Annotated in this window: 22 protein-coding genes and 2 pseudogenes; 10 read left to right on the forward strand and 14 right to left on the reverse strand. The window is 71.6% G+C overall.

The features are described 5' to 3' along the window. Window positions 1-317: 317 nt before the first annotated feature. Both IG90_RS0118010 and IG90_RS0118015 read right to left on the reverse strand, forming a co-directional pair. A complete protein-coding gene (locus tag IG90_RS0118010) occupies window positions 318-1,742 on the reverse strand; it encodes an SWIM zinc finger family protein (RefSeq protein WP_030585132.1) in 1,425 nt (474 codons plus the stop codon). Then, complete coding sequence (locus tag IG90_RS0118015) at window positions 1,739-4,756, reverse strand: DEAD/DEAH box helicase (RefSeq protein ID WP_030585133.1); 3,018 nt, start codon at window positions 4,754-4,756, stop codon at window positions 1,739-1,741. Before IG90_RS0118015 ends, IG90_RS0118010 begins: the two co-directional genes overlap by 4 nt. Before the next feature lie 255 nt (window positions 4,757-5,011). Here IG90_RS0118015 and IG90_RS0118020 point away from each other — a divergent pair, with 255 nt between their 5' ends. Together IG90_RS0118020 and IG90_RS0118025 are read left to right on the forward strand one after the other, a co-directional pair. Next, window positions 5,012-6,082, forward strand: a complete 1,071-nt coding sequence (locus IG90_RS0118020; protein ID WP_030585135.1) for an acyl-CoA desaturase — start codon at window positions 5,012-5,014, stop codon at window positions 6,080-6,082. Between the two features lie 81 nt (window positions 6,083-6,163). After that, entirely contained in the window at window positions 6,164-6,346 is a 183-nt protein-coding gene (locus IG90_RS0118025; RefSeq protein ID WP_030585137.1) for a hypothetical protein, read from the forward strand. Between the two features lie 22 nt (window positions 6,347-6,368). On the opposite strand, the gene IG90_RS0118030 is transcribed toward IG90_RS0118025, so the two are convergent. Beyond that, window positions 6,369-7,229, reverse strand: a complete 861-nt coding sequence (locus IG90_RS0118030; RefSeq protein ID WP_030585139.1) for a hypothetical protein — start codon at window positions 7,227-7,229, stop codon at window positions 6,369-6,371. 202 nt (window positions 7,230-7,431) lie between these two features. Here IG90_RS0118030 and IG90_RS0118035 point away from each other — a divergent pair, with 202 nt between their 5' ends. Further along, window positions 7,432-8,343 carry an oxygenase MpaB family protein gene (locus IG90_RS0118035; RefSeq protein WP_030585142.1) on the forward strand — a complete coding sequence of 304 codons (912 nt, stop codon included), beginning with the start codon at window positions 7,432-7,434 and terminating at the stop codon, window positions 8,341-8,343. Between the two features lie 255 nt (window positions 8,344-8,598). Here the strand turns inward: IG90_RS0118035 and IG90_RS0118040 are convergent, their stop codons facing one another. The 5 genes and pseudogenes from IG90_RS0118040 to IG90_RS0118060 all read right to left on the reverse strand — a co-directional run bounded on the left by IG90_RS0118040 (window position 8,599) and on the right by IG90_RS0118060 (window position 12,302). Next, window positions 8,599-9,198, reverse strand: coding sequence for a class I SAM-dependent methyltransferase (locus tag IG90_RS0118040; RefSeq protein ID WP_030585145.1), 600 nt, complete (start codon window positions 9,196-9,198; stop codon window positions 8,599-8,601). Window positions 9,199-9,257: 59 nt separating this feature from the next. Next, window positions 9,258-9,833: a TerD family protein gene (locus tag IG90_RS0118045; protein ID WP_030585148.1), complete on the reverse strand. Its 576-nt coding sequence runs from the start codon at window positions 9,831-9,833 to the stop codon at window positions 9,258-9,260. Window positions 9,834-10,045: 212 nt separating this feature from the next. Next, window positions 10,046-10,210: a Sec-independent protein translocase subunit TatA gene (gene tatA, locus IG90_RS0118050; RefSeq protein ID WP_030585151.1), complete on the reverse strand. Its 165-nt coding sequence runs from the start codon at window positions 10,208-10,210 to the stop codon at window positions 10,046-10,048. Window positions 10,211-10,302: 92 nt separating this feature from the next. Beyond that, a pseudogene (locus IG90_RS39515) lies at window positions 10,303-11,681 on the reverse strand (HAD-IC family P-type ATPase); the annotation flags it as partial. Between the two features lie 255 nt (window positions 11,682-11,936). Next, window positions 11,937-12,302, reverse strand: a complete 366-nt coding sequence (locus IG90_RS0118060) for an ArsR/SmtB family transcription factor (protein WP_030585154.1) — start codon at window positions 12,300-12,302, stop codon at window positions 11,937-11,939. A 350-nt stretch (window positions 12,303-12,652) separates the two neighbouring features. Between IG90_RS0118060 and IG90_RS0118065 the strand changes: the two genes are divergently transcribed. Beyond that, window positions 12,653-13,309 carry a GTP-binding protein gene (locus IG90_RS0118065; RefSeq protein ID WP_030585157.1) on the forward strand — a complete coding sequence of 219 codons (657 nt, stop codon included), beginning with the start codon at window positions 12,653-12,655 and terminating at the stop codon, window positions 13,307-13,309. A gap of 25 nt (window positions 13,310-13,334) precedes the next feature. Here IG90_RS0118065 and IG90_RS0118070 read toward each other — a convergent pair whose 3' ends face one another. Further along, window positions 13,335-13,763: a PPOX class F420-dependent oxidoreductase gene (locus IG90_RS0118070; protein WP_030585160.1), complete on the reverse strand. Its 429-nt coding sequence runs from the start codon at window positions 13,761-13,763 to the stop codon at window positions 13,335-13,337. A 140-nt stretch (window positions 13,764-13,903) separates the two neighbouring features. On the opposite strand from IG90_RS0118070, the gene IG90_RS0118075 reads away from it, so the two are divergent. The 3 genes from IG90_RS0118075 (at window position 13,904) to IG90_RS0118085 (ending at window position 15,974) form a co-directional block, all read left to right on the forward strand. Next, window positions 13,904-14,317, forward strand: a complete 414-nt coding sequence (locus IG90_RS0118075) for a roadblock/LC7 domain-containing protein (protein ID WP_030585163.1) — start codon at window positions 13,904-13,906, stop codon at window positions 14,315-14,317. Between the two features lie 118 nt (window positions 14,318-14,435). Beyond that, window positions 14,436-15,446, forward strand: a complete 1,011-nt coding sequence (locus tag IG90_RS0118080; protein ID WP_030585166.1) for a DUF6397 family protein — start codon at window positions 14,436-14,438, stop codon at window positions 15,444-15,446. A 39-nt stretch (window positions 15,447-15,485) separates the two neighbouring features. Further along, window positions 15,486-15,974 carry a GNAT family N-acetyltransferase gene (locus IG90_RS0118085; protein ID WP_030585169.1) on the forward strand — a complete coding sequence of 163 codons (489 nt, stop codon included), beginning with the start codon at window positions 15,486-15,488 and terminating at the stop codon, window positions 15,972-15,974. Window positions 15,975-16,214: 240 nt separating this feature from the next. On the opposite strand, the gene IG90_RS44330 is transcribed toward IG90_RS0118085, so the two are convergent. Further along, on the reverse strand, window positions 16,215-16,547 hold the full coding sequence (locus IG90_RS44330) for a histidine phosphatase family protein (RefSeq protein ID WP_157846317.1): 333 nt from the start codon (window positions 16,545-16,547) through the stop codon (window positions 16,215-16,217). A 238-nt stretch (window positions 16,548-16,785) separates the two neighbouring features. On the opposite strand from IG90_RS44330, the gene IG90_RS0118095 reads away from it, so the two are divergent. Continuing rightward, window positions 16,786-17,421, forward strand: a complete 636-nt coding sequence (locus tag IG90_RS0118095; RefSeq protein WP_051860118.1) for an LAETG motif-containing sortase-dependent surface protein — start codon at window positions 16,786-16,788, stop codon at window positions 17,419-17,421. 139 nt (window positions 17,422-17,560) lie between these two features. On the opposite strand, the gene IG90_RS0118100 is transcribed toward IG90_RS0118095, so the two are convergent. Continuing rightward, a complete protein-coding gene (locus tag IG90_RS0118100) occupies window positions 17,561-19,693 on the reverse strand; it encodes a SpoIIE family protein phosphatase (RefSeq protein WP_030585176.1) in 2,133 nt (710 codons plus the stop codon). 225 nt (window positions 19,694-19,918) lie between these two features. Here IG90_RS0118100 and IG90_RS0118105 point away from each other — a divergent pair, with 225 nt between their 5' ends. Beyond that, window positions 19,919-21,019, forward strand: a complete 1,101-nt coding sequence (locus IG90_RS0118105; protein WP_030585178.1) for an enoyl-CoA hydratase/isomerase family protein — start codon at window positions 19,919-19,921, stop codon at window positions 21,017-21,019. A gap of 60 nt (window positions 21,020-21,079) precedes the next feature. Here the strand turns inward: IG90_RS0118105 and IG90_RS0118110 are convergent, their stop codons facing one another. Together IG90_RS0118110 and IG90_RS0118115 are read right to left on the reverse strand one after the other, a co-directional pair. After that, window positions 21,080-21,307 carry a hypothetical protein gene (locus IG90_RS0118110; protein WP_030585181.1) on the reverse strand — a complete coding sequence of 76 codons (228 nt, stop codon included), beginning with the start codon at window positions 21,305-21,307 and terminating at the stop codon, window positions 21,080-21,082. A 99-nt stretch (window positions 21,308-21,406) separates the two neighbouring features. Beyond that, window positions 21,407-21,880, reverse strand: a complete 474-nt coding sequence (locus IG90_RS0118115; protein ID WP_030585184.1) for a hypothetical protein — start codon at window positions 21,878-21,880, stop codon at window positions 21,407-21,409. A gap of 182 nt (window positions 21,881-22,062) precedes the next feature. Here IG90_RS0118115 and IG90_RS0118120 point away from each other — a divergent pair, with 182 nt between their 5' ends. Continuing rightward, the gene (locus IG90_RS0118120) at window positions 22,063-22,944 is read left to right on the forward strand and encodes a pentapeptide repeat-containing protein (protein ID WP_051860119.1); all 882 of its coding nucleotides are present in this window, start codon (window positions 22,063-22,065) and stop codon (window positions 22,942-22,944) included. A 325-nt stretch (window positions 22,945-23,269) separates the two neighbouring features. Here the strand turns inward: IG90_RS0118120 and IG90_RS45935 are convergent. Beyond that, window positions 23,270-23,393 (reverse strand): annotated as a pseudogene (locus IG90_RS45935) (IS630 family transposase); the annotation flags it as partial.

The raw sequence follows: 23,393 nt of genomic DNA on the forward strand, positions 1-23,393 counted from the left end.
GGCCGGGGGGCCGGGCTGGGACGGGGGCGTACGGAGCTGAGGCGGTGAGGCTCCCCGGCTGTGGATCACCCCTCCGCCTATGCGGATGACGAGCCCGCCGGACGTCCGGTTCCCCGCAGCAGCCTTCCGGACGCGTGTCCCCTACGCATCCGGATGCGCCGCTTCCTCGCGGAGCGTTGTGATCGCCCAGCGCCCAGCGCCCAGCGCCCAGCGCCCAGCGCCCAGCACCCAGCACCCCCAGCACCCCGGCATCCACCAGCGCCCCAGCGCCCCGGCATCCACCATTGCCCCGGCCCGTCAGCCCGGTCCCCGGCGTTTCAGACCGCCGCGTCCGCCGCGCCGCCCCCGGCTCCCGCCAGCGCCCCCGCCGGATCGTCGTCAGCCGGCCCCGCAGGCACCCATCGACCTCGCTCCTTGCGGTAGGGCCACCACCGCCCGCTCGGGTCGAACCGGAGCTGGACGCCGGTGCCCACCACCGTCCAGCGGGCATTCCCGCTCGCCCGCAGCGCCGGCCGCTCGCCCGCCTCCCACGCCTCACCGAGCCGGGCACGGGCCCGCCCCAGCTGCTCCGGATCCGGCGTCCACGCCTCGTCCAGCACGGCGAGCGCCGCGACCCCGCCGTACCGCCAGGCGCGGACCGCCGCGTCCAGGTCCGCGGTCGGGCGGCCGGACCCCGTGGCCAGCCGGGCCCCGATCCGCGGCTCCGGCCGGGCGTCGGCGGCCATCCGCACCGCGTCCTGCTGTGGGGTCAGCTCCACGGGGAGCGGCTGTCCTTCGTGCCCCGGGGCCAGGGCGTCCAGCAGCATCCGGTGGGCCCGCACAGCACTGTCGGCTGCCAGCACCTCCAGCGCCGCCGGGTCGATCCCGGGCACGGGCCCGGTCTCCGTGTCCAGCGACGGTCCGGTCCCCGGCTCGTCGGGGGCCGGCGGGGGAGTGGGGAGCGGCGGCAGAATCCCGGCGGCCGCGAAGGCTTCCCCGGCCGGGACCCCGCGAACCTCCCGCTCCGCGTCATCCGCGGCCTCGCGCGTCCCGTCGTCCCCCGCCCGGACCGCGCGGGCGGTGCTGCGCACCTGGAGCTCGTCCAGCAGCCGCCGCTCGTCGCGCCCCCGCATCAGCAGCAGGACGAACGGGTCCTCGTCCAGCAATCGTGCCACCTGGTAGCAGAGTGCACCCGAGTGCGGGCAGTGGTCCCAGGTCCCGCAGGTGCACTCCGGCTCCAGATCCCCGATGCCGGGCAGGAGATCGACCCCGGCGCCCGCCGCGTCCTCCACGAGGTGTGGCGGCATCTCCCGGTCCAGCAACGCCGCGATGTGCCCGGCCCGGTCCACCGCCATGTCCAGGAACCGGTCCCAGGCGCCCGCGCCGAGCTGCTGGAGCAGGACGTCGCTACGGTACGCCGTGCCGTCACGGTCCCGCACCACGGCCGTGATCCGCCCCGGCCGTACGGAGACCGCCCCCACCCCTCCCTCCCGGGCCAGCCGCCGGCCCTGCTTGAGCTGTTGGCCGTCGAGAGCCGTGTCCTCCAGGGCCTTGAGCCACGCCCGGCCCCACCAGGAGGTGGCGAAACCCCGGCCGTGCGCCGGGGGAAGCGCCGAGAACGTACGCTCCGGTCCGCGCCGGCCGTCCCGCGGCGCCCCGTCGTCGCTTCCGTCCGAGGCGGTGGACGCGTCCGCGCCGCCCGCCCCGGACTCCGCCTCGTACGCGTCCTCGTACGCGAAGGCGTCCTCGTACCCGTCGCTCATCGTGCGCCCCCTCGCAGCTCGACCAGGTCGGCCAGTTCCGCATCGGTCAGTTCGGTCAGTGCCGCCTCACCGGAGCCGAGCACCGCGTCCGCCAGGCCCTGCTTGCGGGCGAGCATCTCGGCGATCCGGTCCTCGATCGTGCCCTCGGCGATCAGCCGGTGCACCTGCACCGGCTGCGTCTGGCCGATGCGGTACGCCCGGTCCGTCGCCTGCGCCTCGACCGCCGGATTCCACCAGCGGTCGAAGTGCACGACATGACCGGCCCGGGTGAGATTGAGCCCGGTGCCCGCCGCTTTGAGGGAGAGCAGGAACACCGGCGCCTCGCCCGCCTGGAAGCGGGCCACCATCTCCTCGCGGCGGGCCACCGGCGTACCACCGTGCAGGAACTGCGTGGCCACCCCGCGCGCGGCCAGGTGTTCCTCCAGCAGCCGGGCCATCTGCACGTACTGCGTGAAGACCAGCACCGAACCCTGCTCGGCCAGGATCGTGTCCAGGAGTTCGTCCAGCAGCTCGACCTTCCCCGACCGGTCCGCGATCCGCGGCTGCTCCTCCTTGAGGTACTGCGCCGGGTGGTTGCAGATCTGCTTCAGCGCTGTCAGCAGCTTCATCACGAGCCCCCGCCGCTCGAAGCCGTCGGCGGCGGAGATCTCCGCCAGGGTCTCGCGAACCACCGCTTCGTACAGACCGGTCTGTTCCGGCGTCAGCGAAACGGCCCGGTCGGTCTCGGTCTTCGGCGGAAGCTCGGGCGCGATCCCCGGGTCGGACTTCCGGCGGCGCAGCAGGAACGGCCGCACCAGCGCCGCGAGCCGCTCCGCGGCGCCCGGGTCGTTGCCGCCCTCGACCGCGGCGGCGTACCGCGTACGGAAGGTGGCGAGCCGGCCGAGCAGGCCGGGCGTCGTCCAGTCCAGGATCGCCCACAGCTCGGAGAGGTTGTTCTCGACGGGGGTGCCGGTGAGCGCGACGCGGGCACGGGCACCGAGGGTGCGCAACTGCTTGGCCGTCGCCGAGTGCGGGTTCTTGACGTGCTGCGCCTCGTCGATGACGACCATGCCCCAGGACACGGCGGCGAGCCTGGGCGCGTCGAGACGCATCGTGCCGTACGTCGTGAGGACGAACTCGCCGTCCACCAGGCCTTCCAGGGAACGCGACGCGCCGTGGAAGCGGCGGACCGGGGTGCCCGGCGCGAACCTCTCGATCTCCCGCTGCCAGTTGCCCATCAACGACGTCGGACACACCACCAGCGTCGGGCCGGCCGCGTCGCGGTCGCTCTGCCGATGCAGATGCAGGGCGATGAGGGTGATCGTCTTGCCGAGGCCCATGTCGTCGGCGAGGCAGCCGCCGAGGCCGAGCGAGGTCATCGTGTTCAGCCAGTTCAGACCGCGCAACTGGTAGTCGCGCAGGGTCGCGGTGAGCGCCTCGGGCTGCCCGATCGCCTGCTGGGCGGCGGACTCGGGATCGGCCAGCCGGTCCCGCAACCGCTGGAGCCAGCCGGTCGCCGCCACCTCGACGCGACGGCCGTCCACATCCGTCGAACCGGTCAGCACCGCGCCGAGCGCGTCGATCGGGGTGACCTTGCGGTCCTGGGTCTCCCTGGCCCGGCGCGCCTCCTCCGGGTCGATGAGCACCCATTGGTCGCGCAGCCGCACGATGGGCCTGGTGGACTCGGCGAGCCGGTCCAGCTCCTCGCGGGTCAGCTTCTGGTCGCCCAGGGCGAACCGCCAGTCGAACGACAGCAGGGCGTCGGCGGAGAGGAAGGAGGGCGTGTCCGCAGTGGTACGCCCCTGACGCCCGGCCTCCGAGCCGTCGGCCTCCCGGTCCGGGGAGTCCGCGTCGTCCGGTCCGATCACCGCGCGCGCGGTGAGCTTCCTGGCCATTTCCCTGGGCCAGTGCACCTGAACACCGGCGGCGGCCAGGGATCGCGAGGCGGGCCCGAGGAGCTCGGCGATCTCCTCGTCGGCCGGTTCCACCGAGTCGGGCACCGCGGCGGAGAGCAAGGGCGCCAGCGGTGGCCAGGCGCGGGCGGCCCGACGCAGGGTGAGGAGGGCGTCCATCCGGGCCCGTGGTCCGAACGCGGCGGCGGTCCGCGAGCCGCCCGCCCACACTTCGGCCGCATCGGCGACCAGGGAGGGATCGCTGACACTGTGGATCTGCAGCACGGCACGGAACGACGGCGCGACCACGTCCGGACCGGACCCCGGCCCCACCGCTCCCGGGGCGGCGTCGGAGGCCGCCTCCGCACCGCTCTTCCACGAGGTCACGCCCGCGACCTCGATACGCAACGAGAGCCGTACGCCCGCGTCGTGACCGGCCGCCACATCGGAGGCCCAGGCGCGCCCCTCGGGCAGGTGTTGCGGCTGCTGGGCGGTGAACGCGGGCCCGGCGGCGGCGAGACCGGCAGCCGGCGTCCGGGGCATCGCGTCGGCCACGGCATCGAGGAACGCGCGGAGCAGGCGCTCCGGTTCGGGCAGCAAGGGTTCGGGCGGAAACGGTTCGCCGACGGCGCCGTTCGTCGCGTTCCGCTCCCGCTCTCCGCCCGGCTTCCCGTCGCCCTCCTCCGGTAGGGGAGTCGCGTGCGCGGTCGGCGGCATCGACGCCGCCAGCTCCCGGATCCGTTCGAGGTCCTCGGCGCCCAACGGTCCGATGCGCCAGGCGTCGTGGTCGGAGGAACTCAGCCCCGGCAGCAGGAGACCACGGGCGACGAACTGGAGAGCCAGCAGCGCGGCGGCGCCCCAGAAGGCGGTGGCCGGGGAGGCCTGCGCGACGGCGCGCGCCCGGGTCAGCACCGGAAGAGCGTCCCGCACGGGGAAGCACAGCGCCGAAACCGTACGAGGTCGGAGGCCGGCTCCGACCACGGTCAGTTCCGACGAATGCCCGGGAGTGTCGGCAGGGGTGCTACCGTCCGGGTTCCAGAACGCGATCTTGCCGGTACGGGCCGGGTCCGCGGGGACGAAGACCGCGGAGCAGCGGGACAGTTCGGCGATCTCGGAGGGCGTTGCGGCGGGGTGCTTGTGCACAGCGATGTCAGATTCCTCAAATTTGACTAGTGGGCGGAGTCGCCGAGGGTACTCCACTTTGGGCGGCGACAGGCCGTGCGGCTGTGTGGCATGCGTCACTTTTCTTCTCTCTCCGGCCTCATGGTGCAGCCAGCCCCACCATCGGGCACGGGGGTCTGCCCCAGGGGACCTGGGGTGGTGGCGCCATGGCCCCCACCGGCCCCCGGTCCGTACGTTCGATGAGGTCAGCGCATAGTTCCAGAGACCGGAGACGTCATGCCCCAGGCGACAGCCACTGTTGCGGATCCCGCCGACGAGAGCAGTCCGGACAGCCCGGCAGGTGCGCGCGGGGCGGCGGCCGGAAGCGACTTCGCGCCGCTGCTGCGTGCCGTGCGGGACCAGGGCCTGCTCGAGCGCCGCACGGACCGGTATGTGCTCGCCATCGCCGTCAACCTGGCGGCCCTGGGTGCGGTGATCACCGGCTTCGTCCTGCTGGGCGACACCTGGTGGAGCCTGCTCCTGACCCTTCCGCTGGCGGTCCTGTGGACCCGTACGGCCTTCGTCGCCCACGACGCGGGGCATGCGCAGATATCCGGTGACCGCCGGACGAGCAGGCTGATCGGCCTCGTTCACGCCAATCTGCTCCTCGGCATGAACGAGGCGTGGTGGAACGACAAGCACGTACGTCACCACGCCAACCCCAACCACATCGACAAGGACCCCGATGTCGGTGTCGGCGCCCTGGTCTGGACCCAGAAGCAGGCGGCGCAGCGTGAGGGCTTCGCCCGCTGGCTGACCAGGAACCAGGCCCGCCTGTTCTTTCCCATGCTGTTGCTCGAAGGCGTCGCGCTGAAGATCTACGGATTCCAGTTCCTGCGCCGTCAGCCCCTACGGGAGCGGGCCGTCTCGGCGTTGCTGCTGACCGCGCACATAGCCCTCTTCGCGACGCTGCTGCTGAGCACACTGTCCCTGGGTAAGGCGATCGTCTTCGCTCTGGTGCTCCACGCGCTGTTCGGCCTCCACCTGGGTATGGCCTTCGCCCCGAATCACAAGGGCATGGAAATGCCCGACCCCGACGGCGAGCGCTGGGGCCACCTCCAGCGGCAGGTCCTGACCTCGCGCAACGTACGCGGCACCGTCCTGACGGACTGGTTCCTCGGGGGGCTGAACTACCAGATCGAGCACCACCTCTTCCCGAGCATGCCGCGCCCCAACCTGCGGCTCGCCCAGCCCCTGGTCAAGGCGCACTGCGCCGGGACCGGCATGCCGTACGCGGAGACCGGACTGATCGAGTCCTACCGGCAGGCACTGTCACACATGCACGAGGTGGGCGAGCCGCTGCGATAGCGCGGCCGATGGGGAACGTAAGGGAACGCGGACGCGTTCACACAACAGGAGCGGCGCCGGCCGCGAAGGGAGGCGTGGACCATGTCGAATGGTGCGAAGGTCGCTATCGGGGGAGTACTCGCGGCAGCCATCCTGTGGCCCCTGATCGGTTTCTGGTGGGCGCTGCTGATCGTGATCGGAGTTCCCGTGGTGGGCTACCTGCTGCTGGACCCGTCCCAGCGGCGCAGGCTCCGCAGAATCAACCGCAAGGAGATCGGCCGCTGAGCCCGGACCACCCCTGAGGGCATCACGTGGGGTGGACGGCCAGTTCCTCCAGAGCGGTGAGCAGACCGGGCAGCTCGGCTCCCCGGCCGACGGGAATGACCGTGCCCGGCTCCTCGTCCAGCAGGAACAGGGCGATGTCGTCGGTCCGGGCCACCATCGACCACCCCGGACCGTCGACGCGCAGAGTGCGTGCGTCCGCCGAGGCGTACGAGGAACGGATCCGCCCGGGTGGCGGCGGAGCCTTCGTATAGCCGTCCGCCTCCGACAGTGCCCTACGCACACCGGGGTGCCGGGGGGACACAGGGGGATCGCTCTCCGGCGCACGCTCCGTGTCGTTCTTCGGCGCTGCCCCGCTCCCCGGCCGTGGGAACCGCGCGTCGTCGATCTGCTCGCGCCACACCGACCACTGCGCGGCGATCTCGTCCGCCCCGAGCCGCCGTTGCGCCGGACCCCAGGCCTCCGCGTCCGGAGGGGCCAGCGGGGCGGGGCCCTCCCCGTCGGTCTCCGGGTCGTGCGGATCCGGGACACCGGGCGCCGACACGGCCAGATCCATCGGCCAGCCCGGCAGCGCGCACACCATGGAACGCTCGTCGGGGGAGAGGTCGTGCTCCATGCCGCAGTCCCACGCGGCGATGGCGACGGCCACCTGGGAGGCGTCCTCGACGACCACGGTCCACCGGGCCCCCTCGCCGTCCTGCCCGAGGACGAGGCCGTAACCCTCCTCGTACGGTTCGAGCGCGAGAGCCTCGCACGCGGCCACGTAGTCGTCACCCAGCACGCTCGGGAACCGCGCGGGCGTCAGCAGCATCGCGGTCAGCACCATCAGCGCGTCGTCGGCGACCGCATCGTCCGTACCGGCCATGGTGTCCTCCCCATCGCTCATCGCCCATCTGCCCATCGCTCGGTCCTGCGTCCTTGGTCCGTCGGCGCACCTTAACTACTCGGTAACCTCCTCGTCGAGGCCCCGACGAGCAGCGGCGAACCGGAGCCGTGGCCGCCCCGCCAGGGTGCGCGGAGGCCGGAGGTCCGGTCGTGCGGGACGCCTCCGCGTAAGCTTGGTCCTCCGGCCGAACGAGGGGGGCAGCATGGTGAAGCGGTACGACCGGCTGAAAGATATTCAGCGACTGCACCCCGAGCGGGACTTCCTGGAGATCTACCGCCTCACCGTCACCTACGAGTTCCCCTGGGACATCACCCGCGCCCTCGAACTGGCCCTCTACCGCACCTATGCCGTGCCCAGCATCGGCCGACTCCTCGACGAGACGGCGGAGTTGACTGAGCGCTCCCAGAAGCGCTACGACGACACCGCCCTGCTGCTCGACACCGTGGTGGAGCACGGCTTCGACACCGACGAAGGCCGCACGGCCGTCCGCCGGATCAACCAGATGCACCGCAGCTACGACATCAGCAACGACGACATGCGCTACGTCCTGTGCACGTTCGTCGTCACCCCGAAGCGCTGGCTGGACGGTTTCGGCTGGCGGCGCCTCTGCTGCCACGAACTGGCCGCCTTCGCCGCCTACTACCGCACGCTCGGCGCCCGCATGGGGATCAAGGACCTTCCGGGGAGCTACGAGGACTTCGAGCGCACCCTCGACGCCTACGAGGACGAGCATTTCGGCTGGGACGAAGGAGCCCGCCGGGTCTCGGACGCCACCCTGGCGCTGATGGGATCCTGGTATCCGGCGCCCCTCGCCCCGGTGGTGCGCGGCGCCAGCCTCGCGCTCCTGGACGACTCCTTGCTCGAGGCGTTCCGCTACCGCCGCCCGGGGCCGGTCGCCCGCGGGCTGACCAGGGGCGCGCTCCGGCTCAGGGCTCGGGCCGTTAGGCTCCTGCCACCCCGGCGGACGCCTCACTACGCGCGCCAGAACCCCGAGATCAAGGGATATCCGGACGGGTACGAGATCGCCGGGCTCGGTACGTTCCCCACGCCGGGCGTCCGCGGCTGCCCGGTTCCCGGCCGCAGGACGTCGCCGCCGCAGTCGCCCGTCGACTGATGCGACCGGCCGCCCCGACCGGGCCATGCGCCGGGACCCTAGCGCTCCGGCGCTCCCTGTACGGTGCGGGCCCCGGCCGCGCCCCGGCTCAGAGCCTGACGGGTGACCCCTGACCGGGCCCCACGCCCTGGACGCCACGCTTCCGGCGTTGCCGAAATGCCCTGGCAGCTCCGCTACGAGGACCTCTCGGCGCCTTGGAACCGCACGCACCGGACCGCGTCCGCTTTCCGATCGAAGGCCACCCCCGACAGGCTCTCAGGCCTGCCTTACCGCGAGGGCGAGAAAGCGGTCGTCCTCGTCGGTGTAGGACTCCAGCCGCCACCCCGCACCGGCCAGAAGTTCACGCAGCCTTGGCTCGGCCCGCAGGTCGTCGTCGGTGATGGTGCGTCCATGACGCGCGGCGAGGGCGGCCCGGCCGATCGGATGGAACAGGGCCAGGACTCCGCCCGGCCGGACCACCCGGGCGAGTTCCGTCAGATCGGCCCCGGGGCGGGCCAGATGCGAGATCAGCCCGGCTCCGAACACCGCGTCCAGGACTCCGTCGCGCAGCGGCAGACGCGCGACATCGGCACGGAGCAGTGTCCCGCTGTCCCCTCGCCCCGCCCGTGCCGCTTCCTCCAGCATGGCCGGAGTCAGGTCGGCGCCCAGTACCGTGCCCCGTGGCCCGACCACCGCCCGCAGCGCGGGCAGCGCACGCCCCGTCCCGCAGCCCGCGTCGAGCACGGCATCGCCGGGGCGCAGCCCCAGCAGACCCGCCGCAGCGGTATAGGCGGGACCGTCATCGGGGAACCGGCTGTCCCAGCCGGCCGCACGCGGGGTGAAGAAGTCCAGGACATGAGTGTGGTCGTCGGCCATGCGGACATGATCGCGCAACCGGCGCGGGCCCCGCGATCACCGCAAGCCGACCTGCCGGGTCAGACGTTGACGCCGTAGTCCGAGGCGATGCCCGCCAGGCCCGATGCGTACCCCTGGCCTACGGCCCGGAACTTCCACTCGGTGCCGTGCCGGTACAACTCGCCGAAGACCATCGCGGTCTCGGTGGAGGCGTCCTCGCTCAGGTCGTAACGGGCGAGCTCGACGCCGTTGGCCCGGTTCACCACACGGATGAACGCGTTGCGCACCTGACCGAAACTCTGGCCCCGGCTCTGGGCGTCGTGGATCGAGACAGGGAACACGATCTTCGCGATCTCGGCGGGGACCGACGCCAGGTCGACCTCGACCGACTCGTCGTCGCCCTCGCCCTCACCCGTCAGGTTGTCACCCGTGTGGCGCACGGAACCGTCGGGGCTGGTGAGGTTGTTGTAGAAGACGAAGTGGCTGTCGGAGAGGACCTTGCCCGCCTCGGAGCACAACAGCGCACTGGCATCCAGGTCGTGATCGGCGCCGGTCGTGGTCCGTACGTCCCAGCCGAGCCCGACCGTCACGGCGGTCAGTCCGGGGGCCTCCTTCGACAGGGAGACGTTGCCGCCCTTGGCCAGGGTCACACCCATGAATTTCCTCCAGTGTCCGTCGGTCCGCACGTGCGATCCGGGATCCTGCGGCTCACCGCGTCCGGGTCCGGTGATCTGTGCTGTTCTGCTGTCACTCTCGTGGCCGCTACCCGTACGAACGCTCGGCGCGGCGCTCCGGGTTCCCGGATTGCGCAAGCCATGAAATGGGCGACGGACGGCAACGCCAGGTCGCCGCCCGGCCCCGGGGCGCGTCAGCGGGCGTTCTCGTCCTTCATCGCCTTGGCCTCGCTCTTGAGGATGCGCAGGGACTTCCCCAGCGCACGGGCGGTGTCCGGCAGCTTCTTCGAGCCGAAGACGACGATCACGATGACCGCCAGGATCGGCGGGTGCCAGGGCTCCAGGCCGTTGCGCAACATTCTGGTCCCGCCCTCCTCGCTCCGTTCGCGCAGCAACAGTTGCCATGTTGCGCAACTGTGCAACTGTCGCTCGGGGCGGAAGCGGCCGCCCCTCAGCGTTCGGCGCGCTCGCCCTTACCTTCCCGCTTCCCTTCCTGCTCTTCCTGCCGTACGTGGTCCGGCGCCGCGTCCAGCAGGTGGCGGCGCTCGTAGCGGCGGCGGGCCGCCGTGAGCCCGACCGCGTACAGCCCCAGGACGGAGCCGAGCAACAGGTAGTAGAGGGGCGGCAGGACGCTCATGCCCAGCAACGGCCCGAGCGGGGTGAGCGGGAGGGCGACCCCGACGGCGGCGAGACTCGCGGCGGCGGACCGCAGAGGCCCACCCGCCCGGCGTTCGGCCGCACTGCGACCGGTCCGCAGCAGGATCATCACGAGGGCCTGGGTGAGCAGGTTCTCCGTGAACCACCCGGCGTGGAACGCCGCCTCACCGCCGTCCCCGGACGCGTTGTGGAGGGCGAGCGCGAGCACCCCGAAGGTGGCGAGGTCGGCGGCCGCGTTGAGCAGGCCGAAACCCGTGATGAAGCGCAGGAGTCGCGCGGCCGCAGCACGGTGGGGCGGCGCAGGGCCGACGCCGCCGGACGGTCGAACGCGAACGCCAGCTGCGCCGCGTCGAAGCAGAGGTTCTGCACCAGCACCTGCGCCGGGAGCATGGGAAGGAAGGGCAGCATCAGACCGGCCGTCAGCATGGCGATGACATTGCCGAGGTCCGACGAGAGCGTGATCCGCAGATAGGTGGCGATGTTCCCGCTGCTGCGCCGCCCCGCCAGCACCGCACGGTCGATCGCGGTGAGGTCCTTCTCCGCCAGGACGACGTCGGCCGCCTCCCGGGCCACGTCCACGGCGTTGCGGGGGCAGATCCCGACATCGGCGGCGTGCAGGGCGTGCAGGTCGTTGACGCCGTCGCCGAGGAAGCCGGTCGTGTGACCTCTGGCGCGCAGGGCCGAGACGATCCGGGCCTTGTGCGCGGGGGTGACCACGGCGGTCGCGACGCGGCGCACCGGATCGAAGGGCACTACCGCAACGCCCTCGTGCGCGTCCGGATCCACCTCCCCGGCAGCGGACGGACCGCACTCCTCGGCGGCGTCCAGAACCGCCTCGTCGAGCGCGTCGGCGGCGGGCAGCTCCGCCAGCTGGAGCGTCCACAGCGCGCTGATCGCCGCCCACCGCAGTACATCCGGATCGGGCCGGTCCGTACCGTCGGTCGAACCTGCGACGACGGGCCGATCCTCGGTCAGGGTGCCGGTCTTGTCCAGGGACAGCACATCGACCGCCCCCAGGTCGTGCAGCGCCGGGAGCCGCTTGACGATCACTCCGCTGGTGCGGGCCAGGCGGGATGCGCCACGCGCGAGCGTCGTCGTGACGATGACCGGCAGCATCTCCGGGGTGAGCCCCACGGCGACGGCCATGGCGAACGGCAGCATCTCCAGGGCACGGGCCGCCGGGCGGGCAGCAGGTTCTCGCCCGTCCGCCCGAGGCGGATCTCGGCCTCCGTCTCCAGCAGCCCCCGCGGCCCGCTGTCGAGGGTGCGCAGCGGCTGCAGTGAGGTGGGCCCGGTGGCGGAGGCCGGGGCGGCGGTCTCACGGCCTCCGCCGGTTCCCGTTGCGGCATTCGTGCCGGTCCGGGGAAACGGTGTGACGGAGGCCGCCGTGCGGCCGGTGATGTGTCCGTGACCCGCGACTGAACTGCTCTCAGGCACCGAGCTCACGCAGGCGGACGGGCCCTTGGGAGAAGTGCCCGGCGCGTTCGGCCAATTGGCCGACCATGAGCCGGACGACCGTCACCACATCGGGATCGTCGACCAGGTAGACCTGCCGTCGGCCTTCGCGGCGGGAACGGACCAGACCGGCCAGCTTCAGCTTCGTCAGATGCTGGCTGACCGAGGGAAGCGTGCCGCCCACCCGCTCGGCGAGCCCTGTCACATCGCTCTCGCCCTGGGCCAGCGCCCACACGATGTGCAGCCGTGCCGGTGTCGCCAGGAGCCCGAACGCCGCTGCGGCCTCCGTGAGCACCTCAGCGGGCGGATCCTGGAAGCCGCCGCCGGAACCTGTCGACACGCTCGTATCTCCTCGTTCCCGGGCCGTACGCACGGACCCGACACCGCTGCCCGTCGCGGGCAGCCGAAAGGACCAGTGTAGGGGCCGTGCCGGAAGGGCCCGGGGCCCGCGCGAGGCATCCGGCCCGTCGAAGAGAGACTCATTGAGGTCGGGATGCGGCAAGGAATGACCGTGGAGAAGTCGCATCGGTCAAGAACGATCAACGCGCTCGAACGAAGCGGACAGGTTGCCATGCTGTCGGCCCAAGCGATTCCACCACTCCGAAGCGATTCCTGAAACCTGAAGCGATTCCTGAAACCTGAAGCGATTCCGGAAGCCGAAGCGGTTCCAGAAGAGAGAAGAGGGGACGCATGCCCTCCGAGCACGTCGACAGCGACGAGAGCCCCAGCACCGCCCACCGCACCTCCGGGAGCGTCGGCAGGAGCATGAGCGTAGAGGACATCGCGCTCACCCTGAAGATCGTCGTGGCGGGCGGCTGCGGGGCCGGGAAGACGACCCTGGTCGGCGCGGTCAGCGAGATCCGCCCGCTGTACTCGGAGGAGGCGCTGGGCGAGAGCGGGCGGCACAAGGACGAGACCGGCGACGTGGAGCGGAGGGCCACCACGACCGTAGCGATGGATTTCGGCCGTATCACCGTCCACTCCGGCCTGTCGCTCCACCTGTTCGGCACGCCGGGCCAGGACCGCTTCCGGTTCCTGTGGGACGAGCTGTGCGAGGGCGCCCTCGCGGCGATCGTGCTGGCCGACACCCGGCGGCTGGAGGACTGCTTCGCCGCTGTCGACCACTTCGAGCGCAGCAGGATTCCGTTCGTCGTCGCCGTCAACGGCTTCCCCGGCGCTCCTGACCATACGGAGCACGAGGTCGCGCAGGCGCTCGACCTCGACCCCGGCACGCCGGTCGTGCCGTGCGACGCCCGCGACCGGGCCTCCGGAAAAGAAGTCCTGATCCGTACGGTCGAGTATGCCGGGCGCATGCACACCGCCCGCCTCCTCGCCTCCGTCGGCTGACGGCCCGGCGCCGAGGCCCCGTCGGTCAGCCGGCCATGTCGGCCATCGCGACCACCTTGTCGATCCGCACCCGCACGATCAGTTCGCCGGGCACGCCGTTGCGCCGGCCGAACTCCTCGGCGGCGTCGGCCGCCACGTATCGGCCGGCGATCAGCGTCGCCCAGCGAAGGAGTTCGCCCGGGTCCTCGCTCAGCTCGGCATGCCCCTGCACCACCGCGAACGCGTAGGGAGGCCGGTCGTCGTCGACGCACAGGGCTACCCGCCCGTCGCGTGCGAGATTGCGCCCCTTCACGCTTTCCTTGCCGGTGTTGAAGACCACCGAGTCGCCGTCGAGAAGGAACCAGACGGGCGCGATGTGCGGACTGCCGTCGGCCCGCACCGTGGAAACCTTCGCCGTGCGCGTGCCCTCCGAGAGGAAGGCCCGCCATTCTTCATCGGTCATGTGGTGTGCCATGGGCCCATCCTGAGCCCGATCCCCGCGTGGCGCGAAGCGGCACCTTGGGCGGTGAGGGGCGCTTGCCCCCACGAGGCCGTTGCGCAAGGCTTACGCGCGTAGCGGGGTACGGGGAACGAAGGTACGGGGAGGACGAGCACATGCCGCTTGACCGGGGACTTGACTGGCTCCTTGACGATCTCACCAGCAGGGTGCAATACGTACGGCACGCCTTGGTGCTGTCGAACGACGGACTGGTCACCGGGGCCAGCACCGGGCTCGCCCGTGAGGACGCGGAGCACCTGGCGGCGGTCTCCTCCGGGCTGCAGAGTCTGGCGCGCGGGTCGGGGCGCCACTTCCGGGCTGGCCGTGCCCGCCAGACGATGGTCGAGTTCGACGAGGCACTGCTCTTCGTGACGGCCGCGGGCGACGGCAGCTGCCTGTGCGTGCTGACGGCGGCCGAAGCCGACGTCGGCCAGGTCGCCTACGAGATGACCCTGCTCGTCAACCGGGTCGGAGAGCACCTCGGAGTCTCCGTCCGCCAGGGCGGTCCCGAGGACATCGGGCCCTTCTGACCTGTCTGACCTGCAATTCTCGTCGCCGGTGGCGAGTTATCCACAGGGCTGACGGACGATGACTCCCTCGGGCTACCGTGATCACGGAGAGTATTCGAGCCGACGGGGGAGGACAGTCATGACGGTCAGGGAAGTGCTCCGAGCACACGCCAGGACTCAGGACGCGCGGGCCGAGCGCACGAGCGTGCGGGTCGGCGCTCATGCCGGGGGTGTGAGCGCGGAGGCAGAGAGTGAGGGCGGGCACACCTCGTCCGCCGCCCCGGCGGCGACGGTGGCGGCCGGGCGCGCGGCCCAGGAACTGGGCCTCCGGCGTGCGCAGTTCGAGCTCGCGGTGCACCTGGGGCTGATCGCCGTCGTCGGTGCACCGGGCGGTGGGCGGTCACGGGTGCATGAGGAGGAGATCGCGCGCCTGCGGGAGCAGCCGGGCTTCCCCGACGGCCTGGCGGAGCGGGTCCGCACTGTCGGCACGGCGGAAGGAGCGGGCCTGCTGGACATCGCTCCGGCACGGTTCACCCGGCTCGCACGGGCGGGCTGCGTCTCACCGGTCACGTTCTATCTGAACCGGTATCGTGCGGTGGTCTGGCTCTACCTCGCCGACGAGCTTGCGGCGTTCGCGGCCCGGGAGCCCGAGCTGCTTGCCGGGCGGACGCCCCTGGGGATGCGCACGATGCTGGAGTCCGGTGCCGACTGGCGGGCACGCAACTGGCGTTCGCAGCGCATCGACCGGCTGCTGAACCGCACGTGGGACCCCTGGGCGCGATCGGCGGTCCAGGCGTCGGCACTGGACCCGGTGCAACTGGCGGAAGTGGTGGACGACCCCTATGAACGCGCCTATCTCGTACGGGTCCGGCCGGAGTCGGTCTTCGGACGTCCGGGGTCGATGGTGGCGAGAGAGGCCATGGGGGAGTTGACGCTGGCCGACGACCCCGACGAAATCCTCTGGCGGCGGGTCAACCTGACGCTGGAGCTGGACCGGGCACGCGAGGACCGGCCGGCCCCGCGTCCCGGGGACGACGGCGGGCGAGTCCGGGCGGCGCCGGCCGTCCTGTCCGAGTCCGCAGCGGTGGGCGTGCCGACCGGAAAGGGGTTCCTCGCCAGGCTGGGGTGGCGTGGGCGGGGCGCCGGATAAAGTTCCGCGCCGATCGTTCGGATAGGTCATCCTGTCCGGATGTTGATCAGGGAAGCAACCTCCGAGGACTGGCCCGCCATCTGGCCGTTCTTCCATGCGATCGTCTCCGCGGGCGAGACGCTCACCTATCCGCTCGAGCTCGGTGAGGAGGACGCCGAGGGATGGTGGTTCGTCGCGGCGCCGAGTCGAGTGGTCGTCGCCGTGGACGATGCCGGGACGGTGCTCGGCACGGCGAAGATGAACCGCAACCACATGGGCAACGGGTCCCACATAGCCAGCGCCACCTATATGGTCGACCCCGCTCACTCCGGCCGGGGAGTGGGGCGCGCGCTGTGCGAACACTCGGTCGACTGGGCTCGCGCCGAAGGGTATCGGGCCATGCAGTTCAACGCGGTGGTCGAGACCAACACCCACGCCGTCAAGCTATACCGGTCGATCGGCTTCGACGTGATCGGCACCCTTCCGGAGGGCTTCCACCACCCGACCCAGGGCTATGTGGGGCTGCACATCATGCACAAAGCACTGTGACGCCGTAGCGTCCTGCCAGCGCCCCGCCCCCCGCCGGAGGGGGCGAGCGCGGCGATCAGCCGAAGGGATGATCAGCTGTCGGTCACAGCTCCGGGCCCGGAAGCGTGCGCCCGGCCGGGCCGCCGTCCGCCGCACCGCTCGCGGTGACCGCCGGGACGACCGTCCCGGCCCAGGAAAGTGCTGTCCCGTGCCCGTCCCGCTCTCGCCCCCGGGCATCCGGCGGGCGATGTCCCCGCCGGATCAGGAGAAGGCGGTCGTCAGATACCGCCTGACGGCGTCCTCGTCGGCCCGCATCTCCAGGTCACCGGCCGACAGTTCCCGGATCCCGTCACGGATCCGGACCTCGATGCCCCGCTCTGGGGCCAGCGGCGCGGCCGTGAGTTGCGTACGCGCCAGGGTGGAGGCGTACAAACGCGGCGATGTCCTCCCCGGCGGGCGCTCCGGGCAGCGCCGCCGCCTGCCGCTGACCCAGGTCGGTGAGGCCGGCCCAGGCCGCGCGGTGTCCAGGAAGTGGCCGAGGTTGGACGGTGTCTGACCGTGACGGATCAGCAGCATTCGCATAGAACGGGTCACGCTCCAGGCTCCGGCGAGCGGCCGGCGGCAGACAGATCCCCCAACCCACCCTCTCATTCGGCCACCGTCGGAGGACAGTGCGACAGGGGGGTCTGCCCGCCTTGCCGGAAGTGACGGTGTTATGGGCGGAGTTGGTGCGAGAGGATAGGCGCGGGGCGACTGCGCCGTGCCTGGGTGATGACAGTACTGTGCGCCCCACCGCCATTCGGGCGATGAGAAGCATCTGGAGGAAGAATCCATGACCATACCCAGGAGATCGTGGCGTGGCGCGGGAGCACTCGTGGCCGCTGCGGTCGTCGGTCTGACCGGAGGCGTCATCTCCGCCGGTCCGGCCGCGGCTCACACCCCCACCTGGGCCGTGACCTGCTCCGAGGTGACTGTAGACCTCACCAACTACACGAGCGACGTCCCCAACACGGTGACCGTCACGGTGGACGGCAAGGACCTGCTCCCCACCGAGACGTTCGGCCGTGAGTTCCACAAGAAGCTGACGCTTCCCCAGCACGACAAGCCGGTGACCGTCCGACTGGTCGTCAAGGACGCCGACGGCGACGGCAAGCACTCCATCGACAAGTCGGAGACGGCGGAGGTGTGTGACGAGCCCAGTCCCACGCCGACGGAGCCGACCCCGACGCCGAGCGAGTCGGCCCCGTCGGAGACGCCGTCCGAGACGCCCGAGCCGAGTGCCACCCCCAGTGAGCAGCCTTCGGAGTCCACGCCCACCGCGCCGGCCCCGAGCCCGAGCTCGCCGGACCTGGCCGAGACCGGCTCGTCGTCGTCGACGCCGGTCATCGGTGGCGCCGCCGTCGCGGTGCTGCTGGCCGGTGGCGGCATCCTGTGGGCCGTCCGCAAGCGGCGTACCGCGCAGAACTGACGCTCCAGCGCTCAGTTGACCTGGCAAGCCGCGGCCGAGACCGCACGAGCCGTGGTCGAGGGGGTGCCGCATCACCGCGGTGAGGCGGTACCCCTTCTGCGTCCGCCACCCCTCCGCGTCCGCCACCCCTCCGCGTCCGTCACCGCTCCGCGACCGTCGGCGGCGGCGTGGTGGCCGGCGGGGGAGTGGGGCCGATCTCGCACCAGACGGCCTTGCCCTCGCCGCGGGGCTCGATCCCCCAGCGCGTGGCGACCGCGTCGATCAGAAGCAGCCCCCGGCCGGAGGTGGATGTCTCACCCGGCGTACGCCGCCGGGGCCAGGCGCTGGACCGGTCCTGGACCGACAGCCGGATCCGCCGTACCGGTTCGGGCAGCACTTCCAGCGTCAGGACGGCCCCGCCCTCGGTGTGCAGGAGCACATTCACCAGCAACTCGCCCGTGACGAGCTCCGCATCGTCGGCGAACTCGGCCATGTCCCAGTCGGCGAGGGCCTGGCGCACGATCGCGCGGGCGTCCGAGAGCCCTTCCGGGTCCGCTTGGTGGATGTACTGGTGGAGCCGCGGCGCGTGCGACGACCCCACGTCAGGGCTGCGGCGCAGGATTAGGAGCGCCACATCGTCCCCCGACCCCCACCGTTCCCACAGGCGTTCCGACAGGTGGTCGGCCAGCGCCTCGGCCCCGGCCGGTCCGGCGCTCACCTCGTTGCGCAGAGCGTCGATCCCGGTGTCGAGGTCGGCTCCGGGCTCCTCCACCAGCCCGTCCGTGTACAGCACGAACGTCTCACCCGGCACCAGGTCGAGCCGGGTCTCCGGGTACTCCTCGTCCTGGAGGTCCGTGGAGGTGCCCAGCGGCAGCCCGCCGCGCACCTGTGGGCTGCCGACCCGCCCGTCGAGGTGGCGGATCAACGGGCTGAGATGCCCGGCCCGCACCACCTGCACCGCTCCGGACGCCAGGTCGACCTGGGCGTACGTGCAGGTGGCAAAGCGTTCGGTGTCCAGTTCGGCGAGGAATCGGGAGGCCCGCGCCAGCACGCTGGCCGGTGGGTGGCCCTCGGCGGCGTACGCGCGCAGGGCGATGCGCAACTGGCCCATGATGGCGGCCGCGTGGGTGTCGTGCCCCTGAACGTCCCCCACGACCAGCCCGTAACGGTTCTTGGGGAGGGTGATCACGTCGTACCAGTCGCCGCCGACCTGCCGGCCGCTCCACGCGGCGTGGTACCGGACCGCGATCTCACCGCCCTCGACGTCCTGTATCCGGCGCGGGAGCATCGCGGACTGGAGTTGGGTGGCGAACTCCCTCTCCTCGTCGAAGAGCATCGCCCGTTGCAGGGACTGGGCCACGATGGCGGCGAGGCCCAGGCACAGAATGCGCTCGTCCGCATTGAAGACCGTGCGTTCGCGGTAGAAGAGGGCCAGCCCGCCGAGCGACCGGGCCTGGGCCACCAGCGGAAGATACGCCGCTGCCCGGAACCTGAGCCTCCCGAGATGCGGCTCCAGTTCCGGGTAGCGCCGGGCCAGCGCGGCGAGGGAGGTGATGAACCGGGGGCGCCCGCTGCGGATGGTGTCCGCGAGGGGGAGGTTGCGGTCGAGGTCACCGGAGCCGAGCCCGTCCAGCACCTCGAGCGACTCGCCGCTCAGTGCGACGATGTTCAGCGCGGAATTCTCAACGAGCCCCAGGGCCAGCCCGTCCGCGCCCAGGCGGGCCAGCCCGCCGGGTCCGGTGAGGGCGGCCGTCACGTCGTCCACGGTCACCGCGCGGGACATAGCACTCGTTGTGCGTTCAACGATATTGGTCTGGCGCTGCCGCCGCTTCTCCAGATCGAGCACGAAGGCCGAATGGGTGACCTCCGCCGTCGCATCCCGGACGACCCCCACGATCCGGTGGGCCTTTCCGTCCTTCGATCGCAGAATACGGGCCTGGACATGGGTCCACTGCGTGGTCCCGTCGTCCAGCGGTACGCGGAAGTGGATGCTGCAGGAATTGCCGCCGCCGCTGATGGCCTCGTCGATCGTGACGTCGAACCGGGCCCGTTCCGCCGGTTCCAGGTGCTCCAGCAGGGCGGCCGGGCGTGCGTCGAACGTCGCCGGATCCACGCCGAACACCATGAGCCCGGCCTCGTCGATGTCCAGGGTCCGGGTGTCCAGATCCCAGTCGAAGCTGCCGGTCCGGTTCATGGCGAGGCGTTCCGTCGGCCGGATCTCACCGTCGGGCTTCCGGTCGATCCGGCGGAGCGGAGATGCTTCGGCGTCCTGCCGCCGTTCGTCGTCGGTCATTCCTGCTCCGGAGGTCGTCCGGCGGGGCTGTGCGTCGGCGCACCCCGTAGGCCTCAATTGTCGAGCCGTATCGATCGGAGTGCCACAGCGGCCCGCCCCGCACAGCCCCCCGCTTCCGGCGCGGTCCCCGGGGGCCGCAGAATGGCGGCCGAGGACCATCCACGACCATGGAAGGCGCCCCCAGGCGTCCCAGGTGTCCATGAGCCCAGCGAGCGGAGCGCACACATGAACGACGGCCGGCCCGTCCTGCTGGAGACGCGGGGCGCATGTCTGCACATCACACTGAACCGCCCCCGGGCCCTCAACGCCCTCAGCCACACCATGGTGCGGCTTCTCGACGAGGCCCTGGCCCGCGCGGAGCAGGACGAAGCGATCGTTTCGGTGCTGCTGTCCGGGGCGGGCGACCGGGGCCTGTGCGCCGGGGGCGACATCCGTGCCCTGCACGACGACGCACGTTCGGGACGCGCGTCTCTGGAGTTCTGGCGTGACGAGTACCGCCTCAACGCCCGCATCGCCCGATTCCCCAAGCCGTACGTCGCGCTGATGGACGGCATCGTGATGGGCGGCGGAGTCGGGGTGTCGGCCCACGCCGGAATCCGTGTCGTCACCGAACGCTCACGCGTCGCCATGCCCGAGACCGCTATCGGTTTCGTGCCTGATGTCGGGGGCACCCGCCTGCTGGCTGCCGCCCCCGGCGAACTGGGCACCCACCTGGCGCTCACGGGCCGTTCCGTCGGAGCCGCCGACGCCGTTCTCTGCGGTCTGGCCGACCACCACGTCCCGGCCCGCCTCCTGCCGGCCCTGACAGAAGCGCTGGGCGAGCCGGCCGACCCTGGCACCTCTGTTGCGGGCATCGTCCAGCGGTTCGCCACGGAGCCGCCCGTCGGCGAGCTCGCCGCGCAGCGCGACTGGATCGACGCCTGCTACGCGGCGGGCACCATGGAGGAGATCGTCCGACGGCTGCGCGGCAGTGGCGTCGCGGCAGCCGAGTCGGCGGCGGACGAACTCCTCACCAAGTCGCCCCTCGCACTGAAGGTCACGCTCGCGGCCGTTCGCCGGGCAGCCCGGCTCGACAGCCTGGAAGCCGTCCTCGACCAGGAGTTCCGTGTTTCCAGCCGGGCGATCGAGCACCCTGACTTCGTGGAAGGCGTGCGCGCCCGGATCATCGACAAGGACAACGAACCGCAGTGGAAGCCGGGCTCCCTCGCCGAGGTCGACGACCAGGAGGTCGCCCGGTTCTTCGCACCGCTCGGCCCCGCCGAACAGGAACTCGGTCTCGCTCCGGGGCCGACGGACGCCCCCACGCAGAATGGGCAGGCCGATTAGAACGGACCGGCGCAGGCCCCGCCCGGCGCAGCTCGTCCAGCGCAGCCCTGGCCACCGCGGCTATCTGTCGCTGCCCGAAAGGCTCGGCTGCAGCGCCCGGACGAGAGCGAACAACCGGTCCTCGTTGCCCGTCAGCCCCGCGCTGCGCAGAGCACGGTCGGCCTCCCGCATCGGAGAGGTGAGCAGCGGCAGGTAGACCGGTGCGTCGTCGGGGTCCGCGAGCGCTGCTCGGGTGGCCTCCAACAGGCGGACGTACGCCTGCGCAGCGGCGAGCTCGTCGTTGTCCATCTCAGCTTCTCCTCCTCAGAGCTGTCTGACCGTCAAGCATCTCCCATGGGTCTGACAACGCCCCGTCGAGCCCGGCCGTGCCCGCCCGACCCCATCGCCCTACAACCCGCTCGGCGGCTCCACCTCCAGATAGCGCCGTCTGCGGGGCCCCCGGTAGAGCAGCACCGTCCAGCCCAGCTCCCGCAAGGCCGAAGCGCAGCCGGCCAACGCCTCCTCCTCGTCGTGGGCGGCGCCGCTGCCGGGTGGCCCGGTCCACTCGACCCGTACCGAACCCGCCGACTCCCCGTCGCTCACCCGGTATCCGGCCGACACCCGGCGCCCCGACGGGTCGACGGCCGAAGGTGTCGCCCCCGAGCTCTCCAAGGCCAAGGCGACCGCCCTCATCGGGCGGTTGAGTTCCCACAGCGCGGGCAAGGCCTCGGGGTCGGGCCGCCCGGCGCCGGTGAGGCGACGGATCTGCAGCAGCCCTTCGAACGCGGTCCGCACCGAAGCGGCCCGTGCCGCCGCGGGCTCGGCAGCCGGCGGGCCGTCCCCGGTCGCGGGCTCGAATCCGGTGCTCTCCTCAGTGCCCATACGTCCCCCTCGTGATCCGTACCGCGCCCAGTGTGCACCGGCAGACGCCGACAGGAGCCGGTGCAAGTCGGCCGTGGACGCAGAGGTCGACCGGTGCGGTGCTCCCGGGCGTCGCACCGATAGACTCGTGTGCTCTGCACCCGCACTTTCCGCAGCACCACCCATGCGAGGACCCGCCGCCCGTGCCCGAGAACGATCCGACCGCCGTGCCCGACAACGTACGGGAGGCTCTGCGCGCGGACTGCACGAACTGCTTCGCCCTCTGCTGCGTCGCACTCACACTGACGGCCTCGTCGGACTTCGCCATCGACAAGGACGCCGGACGGCCCTGCCCCAACCTCCAGGACGACTTCCGGTGCGGCATCCACACCCGGCTACGCCCGAAGGGCTTCTCCGGCTGCACCGTGTACGACTGCTTCGGCGCCGGGCAGAAGGTCTCCCAGGAGACCTACGGCGGCCGAGACTGGCGTTCGTCCCCCGACCTCGCGGCGCAGATGTTCCAGGTGTTCCCGGTCATGCGCCAGCTCCATGAACTGCTGTGGTACCTCACCGAAGCTCTGACGCTGCCGGCCGCACGTCCCCTGCACCCGGAGCTCCGCCGCGCCCTGGAAGCGACCGAAAGGCACACCGCGCGACCCGCCGTCGACTTCGCGGAACTGGACGTCGCCGGGCACCGCGACCGGGTCGCCGGACTGCTTCTGCGCACCAGTGAACTCGTCCGGGCCACCGCGCCCCGCCGCAAGAAGCGCAACCACCGCGGTGCCGACCTCATGGGGGCCCGGCTGCGGGGCGCCGACCTGCGCGGAGCGGACCTCCGCGGGGCCTGTCTGATCGCCGCCGATCTCACCGGCGCCGACCTCCGCCTGGCCGACCTCATCGGTGCGGACTTCCGTGACGCCGACCTCTCGGGCGCCGACCTCACAGGAAGCCTGTTCCTCACGCAGGCCCAGCTCAACGCGGCCAAGGGTGACGCGAAGGCAGCGCTCCCCGCATCTCTGAGCCGCCCCTCCCACTGGGCCGACCAGGCCCGGCGCCGATCGGGAGACCAACCGGCTCAAGCGTGACCGAGCCGTAGCGACCCGATACTTCCTCGGCACGGCTACCGCAGCGGACTTGCCCATCCAGTGTGATCGCACGGACAGGTCCCGGCGCCCGGGGGCGGCACACCGCCGCCCCTGGCACCTCGATGGGGTGTCAGCGGCGGGGTTCGATCTTCAGATCACCCGCCGCCACCCGGCGGATGCGGGCACTGGCGAGCATGTCGTGCGGGAAGCCCAGTTCGATCGCACTCGCCCTGTCGAGGCGTGCCGGCCGGCCGCGTCCAGGGCGTGTTTCGAAAGTCCCGCCTGCCCGCCCTCCGGGCGGACGGCGCTACTTTCGAAACACGCCCTAGTCTTCTGAGTCAGGAATTCTATTCAGATATGAGGCGAGGCGTTCGAGGATCTCGTCGGCGGTCTTGGTCCAGACGTAGGGCTTCGGATCGGTGTTCCAGGCTGCGATCCAGTTGCGGATG

The sequence above is a fragment of the Streptomyces anulatus genome, from assembly GCF_000721175.1.
Lineage (GTDB): Bacteria > Actinomycetota > Actinomycetes > Streptomycetales > Streptomycetaceae > Streptomyces > Streptomyces anulatus_C.